The sequence below is a fragment of the Mycolicibacterium sp. SMGY-1XX genome (genome assembly GCF_059132455.1).
The window spans coordinates 487,693-499,668 of the sequence record NZ_CP101139.1 but is presented as its reverse complement, the minus strand read 5'-3'; the positions used below and the strand labels follow the sequence as shown (position 1 = coordinate 499,668).

11 protein-coding genes and 1 tRNA gene are annotated in these 11,976 nt (G+C 68.4%); 4 read left to right on the top strand and 8 right to left on the bottom strand.

The features are described from left to right. Window positions 1–30: 30 nt before the first annotated feature. Complete coding sequence (locus NL241_RS02450) at window positions 31–411, top strand: carboxymuconolactone decarboxylase family protein (RefSeq protein ID WP_487696951.1); 381 nt, start codon at window positions 31–33, stop codon at window positions 409–411. Here the strand turns inward: NL241_RS02450 and NL241_RS02445 are convergent. After that, a tRNA-Thr gene (locus NL241_RS02445) sits at window positions 412–487 on the bottom strand. A 134-nt stretch (window positions 488–621) separates the two neighbouring features. After that, window positions 622–1,830 (bottom strand): DNA polymerase III subunit delta', encoded by a 1,209-nt coding sequence (locus NL241_RS02440; RefSeq protein ID WP_487696952.1) that lies wholly within the window; start codon window positions 1,828–1,830, stop codon window positions 622–624. Between NL241_RS02440 and NL241_RS02435 the strand changes: the two genes are divergently transcribed. Continuing rightward, window positions 1,829–3,466 carry an adenylate/guanylate cyclase domain-containing protein gene (locus tag NL241_RS02435; RefSeq protein ID WP_487696967.1) on the top strand — a complete coding sequence of 546 codons (1,638 nt, stop codon included), beginning with the start codon at window positions 1,829–1,831 and terminating at the stop codon, window positions 3,464–3,466. The two genes, NL241_RS02440 and NL241_RS02435, sit on opposite strands and share 2 nt — an antisense overlap. Window positions 3,467–3,483: 17 nt before the next feature. Here NL241_RS02435 and topA read toward each other — a convergent pair whose 3' ends face one another. From topA to NL241_RS02420, 3 genes are all read right to left on the bottom strand, one after another. Then, on the bottom strand, window positions 3,484–6,294 hold the full coding sequence (topA, locus tag NL241_RS02430) for a type I DNA topoisomerase (protein ID WP_487696953.1): 2,811 nt from the start codon (window positions 6,292–6,294) through the stop codon (window positions 3,484–3,486). Between the two features lie 118 nt (window positions 6,295–6,412). Further along, complete coding sequence (locus NL241_RS02425; protein WP_487696954.1) at window positions 6,413–6,991, bottom strand: hypothetical protein; 579 nt, start codon at window positions 6,989–6,991, stop codon at window positions 6,413–6,415. 80 nt (window positions 6,992–7,071) lie between these two features. Beyond that, on the bottom strand, window positions 7,072–7,275 hold the full coding sequence (locus NL241_RS02420) for a cold-shock protein (RefSeq protein WP_005138711.1): 204 nt from the start codon (window positions 7,273–7,275) through the stop codon (window positions 7,072–7,074). 218 nt (window positions 7,276–7,493) lie between these two features. On the opposite strand from NL241_RS02420, the gene NL241_RS02415 reads away from it, so the two are divergent. Together NL241_RS02415 and NL241_RS02410 are read left to right on the top strand one after the other, a co-directional pair. After that, complete coding sequence (locus NL241_RS02415) at window positions 7,494–9,821, top strand: DNA 3'-5' helicase SftH (protein WP_494396666.1); 2,328 nt, start codon at window positions 7,494–7,496, stop codon at window positions 9,819–9,821. Window positions 9,822–10,113: 292 nt separating this feature from the next. Next, complete coding sequence (locus NL241_RS02410) at window positions 10,114–11,115, top strand: PAS domain-containing protein (RefSeq protein ID WP_494396665.1); 1,002 nt, start codon at window positions 10,114–10,116, stop codon at window positions 11,113–11,115. On the opposite strand, the gene NL241_RS02405 is transcribed toward NL241_RS02410, so the two are convergent. From NL241_RS02405 to NL241_RS02395, 3 genes are read right to left on the bottom strand one after another with little or no spacing between them, the layout of a single operon-like run. Then, complete coding sequence (locus tag NL241_RS02405; protein ID WP_494396664.1) at window positions 11,112–11,480, bottom strand: Rv3654c family TadE-like protein; 369 nt, start codon at window positions 11,478–11,480, stop codon at window positions 11,112–11,114. The two genes, NL241_RS02410 and NL241_RS02405, sit on opposite strands and share 4 nt — an antisense overlap. After that, window positions 11,443–11,742, bottom strand: a complete 300-nt coding sequence (locus NL241_RS02400) for a TadE family type IV pilus minor pilin (protein WP_494396663.1) — start codon at window positions 11,740–11,742, stop codon at window positions 11,443–11,445. The genes NL241_RS02405 and NL241_RS02400 overlap by 38 nt, the downstream gene beginning before the upstream one ends. Window positions 11,743–11,765: 23 nt before the next feature. Beyond that, window positions 11,766–11,966 carry a DUF4244 domain-containing protein gene (locus NL241_RS02395; protein ID WP_487697428.1) on the bottom strand — a complete coding sequence of 67 codons (201 nt, stop codon included), beginning with the start codon at window positions 11,964–11,966 and terminating at the stop codon, window positions 11,766–11,768. Window positions 11,967–11,976 lie beyond the last annotated feature (10 nt).

Genomic DNA, 11,976 nt, shown 5'->3' with positions numbered 1-11,976 from the left:
GAAGTCGGCTCGTGTGGGAAAGTGGCTAGCATGACTAACTTGCGCGACGAAGGCGTCCAGGTTTTGCGGGAACTGCTGCCCGGGCTACTCCCGGACAACGTGCCCAACTCTCAAGTGGACTTCGGCCGCGCCGGTTTCGCCGGCGAGCTGATGGACATCGGGCTGGAGAGCATCTTCGGCAAGCTGTGGACGCGTGAGGGCCTGGCCCGGCGCGACCGCAGCCTGGTCACCCTCGGCATCCTGATCGCACTCGGCGCTGACGAGGAGATGGAGTCACACTTCAAGATCGCCAAGACCAACGGCCTCACGGAGGAGGAACTGGCCGAAGTGATCTATCACGCCTCCGGCTACGCCGGGTTCCCCGCCGCCAACGCGGCCAAGGCCGCCGCGAAACGCGCGCTCGGCAAATGATGGAGCCACCCAGGGGAATCGAACCCCTGACCTATTCATTACGAGTGAATTGCTCTACCGACTGAGCTAGGGTGGCGCGCCCGGCGAACCGGGCGGGATGAGTCTACGGTAGGGCCCGGGCAGCGCCCAAACTCAATCCCGATCCGTTCGGTTCCCCCCGTAGACGGGCCCTCTCTCCCCGGCTCCTTCGTCGCCGCCTCGTCGACCCGTCTAGTTGCGCAGCGCCTGCCCCACGGTGGCGACCATGGCGTCGACCGCGAACTTCGGCTTGACGTTGGCGGCCAGGGCCTCACGGCAGTCGAGCACCGCCTCGATGCACCGCAGCAGCTTCTCCGGTGACGCATGGCCCGCCATCGCCGATACCTGCTCGGTCATATCGGGGTGATTGAGCGCCACGCCCTTGACCCCGGACGACTGCAACAGCGCGTCCCGGAAGTAGGTGGCCAGATCGATGAGCGCCCGGTCCAGCGCATCCCGCGAGGCGCGCGTCTGCCGGGATTTCTGCCGCTTCTCCAGGTCTTTGATCGCCCCGGCCGCGCCGCGCATGGCTCCGGCCGCTCCTTTTCCGGTGCCGCCTGCACCCAGCGCGGTGCGCAGCTCCTCGGTTTCGATCTCGTTGCGGCCCTCGGTGAGCGCCTTGGCTTCGGCTTCCGCGGCGGCCACCAGTTCCTCGGCGGCGGCATAGGTACGGGTGGGGGTGGCGGCGTCACGAGCCATCGCCAGGGCACGCTTGCGCCGGTCCCGGGCGTCCGGATCGGTGGCCAGCCTGCGGGCCCGGCCCACGTGGCCACCGCTGACCGAGGCCGCCCAGGCGGCGTCGTCGGCACTGAGTCCGTCGGAATCGATCAGCACCTGGGCGATGGATTCCGAGGTTGGCGTCACCAGCGCGACGTGCCGGCACCGCGAGCGCAGGGTGATCGCGATGTCCTCGGGATCCACCGACGGCGCGCACAGCAGGAACACCGTCGACGGCGGCGGCTCCTCCACCACCTTGAGCAGCGCGTTGGCCGCACCCTCGGTGAGCCGGTCGGCGTCTTCGACCACCACGATCTGCCAGCGCCCGGTGCTGGGCCGCCGCGACGCGATCTGCACGATGGTGCGCATCTCGCTCACACCGATGGACAGCCCCTCGGGGATGATGCGCCGCACGTCGCCATGGGTGCCGGCCATGGTGGTGGTGCAGGACCGGCATTCACCGCAGCCGGGCACACCGTCGGACGTGCACTGCAGGGCGGCGGCGAAACACAACGCGGCGATGGAGCGCCCGGACCCGGGCGGACCGGTGAGCAACCAGGCGTGCGTCATGCTGCCGGTGGTCAGGGCACTGTGAGTTGCACCACCACGGGCGGCGGTGGCAGCCGCCACCAGCTCCGTCTCCACCGCATGCTGGCCGACCAAACGCGCAAAAACCCCGGACATTGCTGCCAACCCTAACGGCTGGCAGCGACATGGCAGTGCCGACCGATACGGTAATCGGGTGACCACCGAGGCAGCACCTCCCGGGCGAATCAGCGCATTCGTCCGCTGGGTGGTGCGTACGCCCTGGCCGGTGTTCACCCTCGGCATGCTGCAGGCCGACATCATCGGTGCGCTGTTCGTGCTCGGCTTCCTCCGTTTCGGCCTGCCGCCGGAGGATCGGGTGCAACTGCAGGACCTGCCCGCGATGAACCTGATGATCTTCCTGTCGGTGCTGCTGGTGTCGTTCGCCGTCGGCGCCTACGTCAGCCTGCGGCTGCTCATGCCGGTGTTCCGCTGGCAACGGCGCGACGGGCTGCTGAGGGACGCGGACCCCGAGACCACCGCGCTGGCCCGCACCCGGGCCCTGCGCATGCCGATCTACCGCACCCTGATCAGCCTGGCGAACTGGTGCCTCGGCGGCATCGTCTTCGCCCTGGCGGCCTGGTCGACGGCCAAGCACTCCCTGCCGGTGCTCGGGGTGGCCACCGGCCTGGGGGCCACCGCCACCGCCATCATTGGCTACCTGCAGTCCGAACGCGTGCTGCGTCCCGTCGCGGTGGCCGCACTGCGCGGGGGTGTGCCCGAGAACTTCCACGCCCCCGGTGTGATCCTGCGGCAGGTGCTGACCTGGGTGCTGTCCACCGGGGTGCCGTTGCTGGCGATCATCCTGAGCGTCGGCGCGAGCAAGCTGTCACTGTTCCGTGCGACCGCTGACAGCACGCTGATCCCCATCCTGCTGATGGCGCTGGCGGCGCTGATCATCGGACTGGCCGGCACCGTTCTGGTCGCCATGTCGATCGCCGACCCCCTGCGGCAGCTGCGGTGGGCGCTCGGTGAGGTGCAGCGCGGCAACTACAACGCCCACATGCAGATCTACGACGCCAGCGAACTCGGCCTGCTGCAGGCCGGTTTCAACGACATGGTGCGTGACCTGGCCGAGCGGCAGCGGTTGCGTGACCTGTTCGGCCGGTATGTCGGCGAGGACGTCGCCCGCCGCGCGCTGGAACGCGGCACCGAGCTCGGCGGACAGGAACGTGACGTCGCGGTGCTGTTCGTCGACCTGGTGGGATCCACCCATCTGGCCGCCACCCGGGCGCCCGCGGACGTGGTGATCCTGCTCAACGAGTTCTTCCGCGTCGTCGTCGACACCGTGGCCCGCCACGGCGGGTTCGTCAACAAGTTCCAGGGCGACGCCGCGCTGTGCATCTTCGGTGCGCCCATCGAGCATCCGGACTCCTCCGGCGCCTGCCTGGCCGCCGCCCGTGAGTTGCACGACGAACTGCTGCCCGTGCTGGGCACCGCCGAATTCGGGATCGGTGTCTCGGCCGGTCGCGCCATCGCCGGTCACATCGGCGCGCAGGCCCGGTTCGAGTACACCGTCATCGGCGACCCGGTGAACGAAGCCGCCCGCCTCACCGAGCTCGCCAAGCTCGAACCCGGCCACGTGCTGGCCTCGGCCACCGCCGTCAGCAACGCCGTCGACGCCGAAGCCCTGGCCTGGGACGTCGGCGAGATCGTTGAACTGCGCGGCCGCATCGCCCCCACACAGCTGGCGCGACCGGTCAATCTCGCTGTGCCCAGCGAGATCTCGCGTTAGCGCGGCACCGGCTGAGCTCAGGCTTTCTTGGCAGGCGCTTTCTTGGCCGCTTTCTTGGCGGGCGCCTTCTTCGCGGCCGTCTTCTTCGCGGCAGCCTTCTTCTTCACCGGTCCACGCGCCCGCCGGTCGGCGAGCAATTCCGAGGCCCGTTCGTCGGTGATCGACATGACGTCGTCACCCTTGCGCAGGCTGGCGTTGGTTTCACCGTCGGTGACATAGGGGCCGAAGCGGCCGTCCTTGATCACCATCGGCTTGCCGGAGGCAGCGTCGTTGCCGAGTTCGCGCAGCGGGGGTGTCGCCGCGGCTTGCCGCCCGCGCCGTTTGGGCTCGGCGTAGATCTTCAGCGCCTCGTCCAAGGTGATGGTGAACATCTGCTCTTCGGTGGCCAGCGAACGAGAGTCGGTGCCGCGCTTGAGGTATGGCCCGTAGCGGCCGTTCTGCGCGGTGATCTCCTCACCGTTGGCCGGATCCACGCCGACCACCCGCGGCAGCGACAGCAGCTTGAGCGCATCCTCGAGGGTCACCGTCTCGAGATCCATGGTGCGCAACAGCGATCCGGTGCGCGGTTTCGGGCCCGTCGGCTTCTTGCCCTTCTTGGCCGTGACGCCGTCTTCCGGCTCATCCGGCGGGGGCAGCACCTCGGTGACGTACGGGCCGTAACGGCCGTCCTTGGCGACGATCTCGTGACCGGTCTCCGGGTCGATACCCAGCGAGCGGCCCTCCTGCGGCGTCGAGAACAGCTTCTCGGCCAGTTCCAGCGTCAGCTCGTCGGGCGTGAGCTCGTCGTTCAGGTTGGCCCGCTGCGGTGTGAGCTCACCGTCGTCACCGGTGACCATCCGCTCCAGATACGGGCCGTTGCGACCCACCCGGACATTGATCGCGCGGCCTTCGGCGTCGTCGAACAGCTTGATGGAGTTGACTTCTCGCGCGTCGATGTCTTCGAGATTGCCGCCGACGAGCTTCTTGAGGCCGCCGGCGCGGGCGATCGAGCCGTCGACGCCGTGCTCGCCGCCGAAGTAGAAGTTCGACAGCCAGTTGGTGCGCTGCTCGGTGCCGGAGGCGATCGAGTCCAACTCGTCTTCCATCGCGGCGGTGAAGTCGTAATCGACCAGGCGGCCGAAGTGATGTTCCAGCAGACCGATCACGGCGAACGCCACCCAGCTGGGCACCAGCGCGCTGCCCTTCTTGTGCACGTAGCCGCGGTCCTGGATGGTCTTGATGATCGACGAGTACGTCGAGGGCCGGCCGATGCCGAGTTCTTCGAGCGCCTTGATCAGCGACGCCTCGGTGTAGCGGGCCGGCGGATTGGTGGAGTGGCCGTCCGGCGTGAGCTGGTTGGCCTGCACCCGCTGCCCCTGGGTCAGGTTCGGGAGGCGGCGCTCGGCGTCGTCGGCCTCACCACCGGCCTGCTCGTCGAGGCTCTCGACGTACGCCTTGAGGAAGCCGGCGAAGGTGATGGTGCGACCGCTGGCCGAGAACACGACGTTCTCACCCGTGGCCGCCTGCCCGGAGATCCGCAGACTCAAGGTGGTGCCGCGGGCGTCGGCCATCTGGGAGGCGACGGTGCGCTGCCAGATCAGCTCGTAGAGCCGGAACTCGTCGTTCTCCAGCTCCCGCCGCACACCGTCCGGGGTGGCGAAGGTGTCACCGGCCGGCCGGATGGCCTCGTGGGCCTCCTGGGCGTTCTTGACCTTGCGGGTGTACTGGCGGGGTGAGGGGTGCACGTACTGCTCGCCGTAGAGCTGTGCAGCCTGCGTTCTGGCGGCGTTGATGGCCGACTGCGACAACGTGGTCGAGTCGGTACGCATGTAGGTGATGTAGCCGTTCTCGTAGAGCCGCTGCGCGATGCTCATGGTGCGCTCGGACGAGAACCGCAGTTTGCGGCCGGCTTCCTGCTGCAGCGTCGAGGTCATGAACGGTGGGTACGGCTTACGGGTGTAGGGCTTCTCCTCCACCGACGACACCGCCAGCGTCGCCCCTTGCAGCCCGCTGACCAGGGCGCCCGCGCTGGATTCGGTGAGCACCACCACTTCGTCGGGCTTGCGCACGGCGCCCAGGGAGTCGAAGTCCCGGCCGGTCGCGACACGTTGGCCGTCGACGGACACCAGGCGCGCGTTGAACACCGGCGGCTGCGCCGTCGGATCGGACACGCTGGCGTCCAGCTCGGCCGCGATGTCCCAGTACTCGGCGCTGCGGAACGCCATCCGCTCGCGTTCGCGCTGCACGATGATCCGCGTCGCCACCGACTGCACCCGGCCCGCGGACAGTTTCGGCGCCACCTTTTTCCACAGCACCGGCGACACTTCATAGCCGTACAGCCGGTCCAGGATGCGCCGGGTCTCCTGCGCGTCCACCAGATCGTTGTCCAGGTCACGGGGCGATTCGGCGGCGGCGCGGATGGCAGGTTCGGTGATCTCGTGGAACACCATCCGCTTGACCGGGATGCGGGGCTTGAGGGTTTCCAGCAGGTGCCAGGCGATGGCTTCACCCTCGCGGTCACCGTCTGTGGCCAGATAGAGCTCGTCGACGTCCTTGAGCAGGCCCTTGAGCTCGGTGACAGTGCTCTTCTTCTCCGGGCTGACGATGTAGAGAGGTTCGAAGTCGGCGTCGACGTTGACCCCGAGCCGGGCCCACGGCTCCGATTTGTACTTCGCGGGCACGTCGGCAGCCGCGCGCGGCAGGTCCCGGATGTGTCCGCGAGAGGATTCGACGATGTAGTTCGAACCCAGATATCCGGCGATCTTGCGCGCCTTGGTGGGCGATTCGACGATCACCAGACGTCGAACCCCGCCAGTACTGCCGCCGTTCTTACGGCCATCGCCAGCCACGTGCGCCTACGCTCCGCTCCTACAGTTGTTCGCTCCTACAGGCCCCCGACCCTGCGGGCAACTGCCAATTTTGCATTGTGGGCCCCGTGACGCAAACCGGTAACAGGCGTCACACCTGTCAAACACGGGGCCAATGAGTGAACGCTTCAACATCGGCCGGTGGTTCCCCCACGTTCTCTACCAGGCGCGATAGCCTTCTGCGGCCACTGATACGCAGGGCCGGACGACTGCCGCGAGTACCGATCAGAGTCGGTGCGATCCCAACCCGCATCAAGGCCGACGCCAGCGGCGAGTGCGTGTCCGGTGCGTGCGGGTCCAGACCCAACAGGTAACGGTCCGACTCCGGTGCGCCGGCCGCCAAAGTCCACGCCCGCAGTTCCCGCGGTCCGGGCAGCCACTGCGGCGGCACCGTCTTGACCGCCCCACGAGTCCATTCCCGGGCGATCCCGACCAGCCGCGCATCGACCGCTGTGCGCACCAGGGGGGTGTTCTCGTCGGTCCGGCTGATCTCCGGCGTCAGTCCGGCGTCGGAGATCATCTCGGCCAGCGCCACCGCCCGCCACTCGTGCTCGACGACCACCGACAGTCGCGCACCGGCATCGAGCAGGACCAGCTGCCCACCCGTGGCGAGCAATCCCGTCAGATCCGTGACGGCAGGCGGCACCGACTCCGCGGAGAAGAAGGACAGCTGCGCCACGCCACTGACAGTAAGGCAGCCCGGAAAGGGAACACCCCCGCCGGATCATCCGTACGGGGGTGTGTCGTCAGTGTCGTCGCTCAGACGGCGCGGACGCCGGTGGCCTGGGGGCCCTTGGGGCTCTGGCCGACCTCGAACTCAACTCGCTGGTTCTCCTCGAGGGTGCGGAAGCCCGACCCCTGGATTTCCGTGTAGTGGACGAACACGTCAGCGGAGCCGTCCTCGGGTGCGATGAAGCCGAAGCCCTTTTCCGCGTTGAACCACTTCACAGTTCCCTGTGGCATCTTTCGATCTTTCCTTAACTTGTAACTACCGGGTGCGGCGCACCGACGTCCGGTGAGCCGGGCCCGTTCCGACCGCACATCCTTCGCAGGAACCGCGACCGCAACGTCGATCCTGCGAAAGCTTTGACACCACACAGAAGCTGCGACCACCCTTATCCAAGCACGTTCGGGGCCGCCGCGACAGTCTCGTTGCTACAGACTGGTGAACAATTTCGGATGTGACGGCGAATTTCGGCAGCGAGCTCCTTTCTGCGGCTGTTTCCAAGGCCATTTCCGGTACCGACGGCACCGAGAATCCAATCCGTCACGTGGCCGAACTGCCCGCTCGCCAAGGCATGCCGAAGCAGTGGCCGGCATGGGCCGACCCTGAGCTGGTCACCTTGTTCACCGACCGTGGGATGCAGGCTCCGTGGTCGCACCAAGTGGCCGCCGCCGACCTGGCTCATTCCGGACGTCACGTGGTGATCAGCACCGGTACCGCGTCCGGGAAATCGCTGGCCTACCAGCTGCCCATCCTGCAGGCGCTGCTCTCCGACCGGCGGGCCAGGGCGCTGTACCTCTCGCCGACGAAGGCGCTGGGCCACGACCAGCTCCGCACCGCTCACGAGTTGACGGCCGCCGTCCCCAGGCTGGCCGATGTGGCACCCACGGCGTATGACGGGGACAGTGCCTCCGAGGTGCGCCGGTTCGCCAGAGAACGCTCGCGCTGGCTGTTCTCCAATCCTGACATGATCCATTTGTCGATGTTGCGCAACCACGCCAGATGGGCGGTCTTCCTGCGCGGATTGCGATACATCGTCGTCGATGAATGCCATTACTACCGGGGTATTTTCGGGTCCAACGTGGCAATGGTGTTGCGACGGCTGCTGCGGCTGGCCGAACGGTATTCGGGGGCGCCGACGGTGATCTTCGCCAGCGCCACCACGGCGTCTCCCGGTGAGACGGCCGCCGAGTTGATCGGCCAGACCGTCACCGAGGTGACCGCCGACGGCTCCCCGCACGGCGCCAGGACGGTGGCGCTGTGGGAACCGGCGCTGCGCACCGACGTCACCGGCGAACACGGCGCCCCGGTACGCCGGTCGGCGGGCGCGGAGGCGTCCCGTGTGATGGCCGATCTGATGACCGAAGGCGCGCGCACCCTGACCTTCGTGCGGTCACGCCGCGGCGCGGAGCTCACCGCGCTCGGAGCCCGGGCCAGGTTGGAGGACACCGCACCCGATCTCGTCGACAAGGTGGCGTCGTACCGGGCCGGCTACCTCGCCGAGGACCGGCGTGAACTCGAGCAGGCCCTGGCCGACGGCCGGCTGCGCGGGATGGCCACCACCAACGCGCTCGAACTGGGGGTCGACATCTCCGGTCTGGACGCGGTGGTGCTGGCGGGGTTTCCGGGAACGGTCACCTCCTTCTGGCAGCAAGCGGGCCGATCCGGTCGACGAGGCCAAGGCGCCCTGATCGTGCTGATCGCCCGCGATGACCCTCTGGACACCTACCTGGTGCACCACCCGGCCGCTCTGCTGGACAAGCCCATCGAGCGGGTGGTCATCGATCCCCGCAATCCATATGTCCTGGGGCCGCAATTGCTGTGCGCGGCAACCGAACTGCCACTGAGCGAAGCCGAGGTACGGACCTTGGCCGCCGAGACGGTGATCGGCGAGCTGGTCGACGACGGCCTGCTGCGGCATCGCGGAGACCGCTTCTACCCCGCGCCTGGGGTGGACCCGCACGCCGCGGTCGACATCCGGGGTTCGATCGGCGGGCAGATCGCGATCGTCGAGTACGGCACCGGCCGGCTGCTCGGCGGCACCGGCGCCGGGCAGGCGCCTGCCACGGTGCACCCGGGTGCGGTCTACCTGCACCAGGGTGAGACCTATGTGGTCGACGACCTCGATTTCGAGGCCGCCGTGGCGTTCGTCCACGCCGAGGACCCGGGCTACACCACCCACGCCCGCGAGCTCACCGACATCACGGTCACCGGGGCCGGCGAGCAGATCGATCTCGGCGACGTCACCCTGGGGTTCGTCCCGGTGGCGGTGACCCACACCGTGATCGGCTACCTACGCCGGACGTTGGCCGGTGAGGTGATCGATTTCGTCGAACTCGACATGCCGACGAGCACCCTGCCGACGGTGGCTGCGATGTACACGCTGACACCGGAACTCTTGGAACGCAACGGGATCGAACCGCTGCGCATCCCCGGCGCGCTGCACGCGGCCGAGCATGCGGCCATCGGGTTGCTGCCCCTGGTCGCCAGCTGCGACCGCGGTGACATCGGCGGCCTGTCCACCGCGATCGGCCCGAGCGGATTGCCGACGGTGTTCGTCTACGACGGCTATCCCGGCGGCGCCGGCTTCTCCGAACGGGGCTATCAGCAGATCGAGACGTGGTTGAGTGCCACCGCGGCCGCCATCGAGGCCTGCGAATGCCCTCAGGGCTGCCCGTCGTGTGTGCAATCGCCGAAATGCGGCAACGGCAACGATCCGCTCGACAAAGCCGGAGCCGTCGTCGTGCTGCGCTCGGTGCTGAACGAACTGGCACGACGACTGTGAGACCAACCTCGACAAAAGTGGCTCGGGCCCAATGAGTAACGACCGACCCCTCGACGGCCGCCCCTTCGGGCGCCACTCCACCGTGGCTGGTGCGGTCGAACGGTCGGACAACACGATCCGTTCCCCATCCCCGACAGGTCGGGCACAACCGGAAAATTACCCGCAGCGATAGTGGGGTGCAAATCCGACGTGAGACGTTACCGGAGGTCACCGCAGAAAATCAGGGGATCAGCTACGGATTTCGTTGCCATAACCTCTGTGGCGGCTGTGAAAACCGCAGTAAAGTCTCGCCATGGCCCACGACTGGCTACTCGTCGAGACGCTCGGCGACGAGCCAGTGGTGGTCGCCCAGGGTGACCAACTGAAAAACCTCGTGCCCATCACGGTGTTCCTGCGCCGCAATCCCTACCTCGACATCTTCCGGCAAGCCGTGGCGGACACCGCGGCAGCCGCCGAGAGCCTGCACCGCCGCACCCCGAGAGACCACCGGGTGGTGCGCACCGAACCGGTGGTCATGTCCGACGGCCGGGTCCACGGGGTGCACATCTGGCTAGGCCCGCCCGATGCCGTGCCGCCACCGCGCTCGGTGCCGGGCCCGCTGGTGTGGAACCTGACCACCGGCGTGGCAACCGATACCGCGCAGTCGCTGGCCAACAGCGGGATGAACCCCGACCACGAGCGGACCCACGGCAGAGCCTTCGCCGAGGACCTTCCGACGCGGGATCTCAATGCCAGCGAGACCGAAGTGCTGTCGCTGGCAGTCCGGAACACACCCGGAACGACGTACTGCAACACCTGGGATGTCACCGACCGCGAGGGCCGTTTGATCACCGTGGGTTTTGTGGCCCGCTCGGGCCTCGAGCCCGCCCCCGACGGCACCTCGCATCTGCTGGTGCGGGCGATGAACTGGCGCAGCCACCGCGCCACACCGCCTGTGGCGCAGGACAATCTGGCCCAGCGCATCCTCGACGGCCTGGCCCGGCCGGGCAGCTACCGGGCGCTGGTGGACATCAACACCTGGACGCTGCTGAAGTGGCTGGACGAACCGTGCCCGCTCTACGACTGGCGCGGGCACACCGGCGCCCCGTGGGTGCACCCCGAGGACACCCCGCTGATCGACATCATGACGGCCGAGCTCGATGGCGGCTTGACCGAACAGGTGCTCCGGCTCCCCGGCCACGACGGCGGCTGGGTGCACATCCACGTGACCGTGCACCGGGTGGAGCTCGAGCCCGGCACGTTCGCCGGCATGATCACGCTGCGCCAGCCCACCGCCACCGAGGTGGCCGTCTAGACCGGGCCCGCCCTGGCACCGGCGTGGGCGTGGCCGGTACCCCAGCGCCCCAACCGCACCGGCACCGTCACGCGCACCGTGACATCGAGTCCCTGCACCGAACAACCCGCGCTGCCGGCCCGCATCGCCGCGGCCACCGCCTCGGCGACCGCGCAGGCGGCCTGCCGGCCGTCGACCAACCGACCGGCGGCGGCCAGGGCCGCCAGGTCGGCTGCCGCCTGGGCCCGGTGCCGCGCCACCACCGCGGCGCCCACCTGCGCCACCGCCAGTGACACCACCAACAACGCGGCCAGCATGCCCACCGCCGCCACGGTGGCAGCGCCCCGGTCATCCCCCAGGTTCGGCCGCGGCGATCGCTTCCGCACTGAGGGTGAGGCCCGGCAATCGGGCGGCATCGACGGTGACGGTGGCGACGACGAACTGGCCGTCGCGACGGATCCGGATCTCGGCGCCCGGCGGGGCGATCCGTTGCGATACCCGCACTGCCGACTGGTCGCCGCGGGCGGCCAGTCGCGCCGCCTCACGGGCAGCGTCCAGGCAGCGGATCTGCCCTGCCACCGCGCCGACAGCGGCCACGCAGAGCACCAGCACCGCCGCCAGAGTGGCAACGGCCAGCGCCGCCTCCACTGTGGCGATCCCGGCGTCACCGCTCAGACGCTCGTGTTGAGTGCCTTGCCGATGATCCCGGTCAGAGCCCCGGTGATCGAGTCTCCGGTGACGACGCTGTAGAGAATCGCACCGAACGCGGCCGCGGCGATGGTGCCGATCGCGTACTCGACGGTGGACATGCCGCTGTCGTCGACCACCAACAACGTCAGGCGCAGCCGTATCCGCTGAATCATGTTGTGCATCAATCCTTTT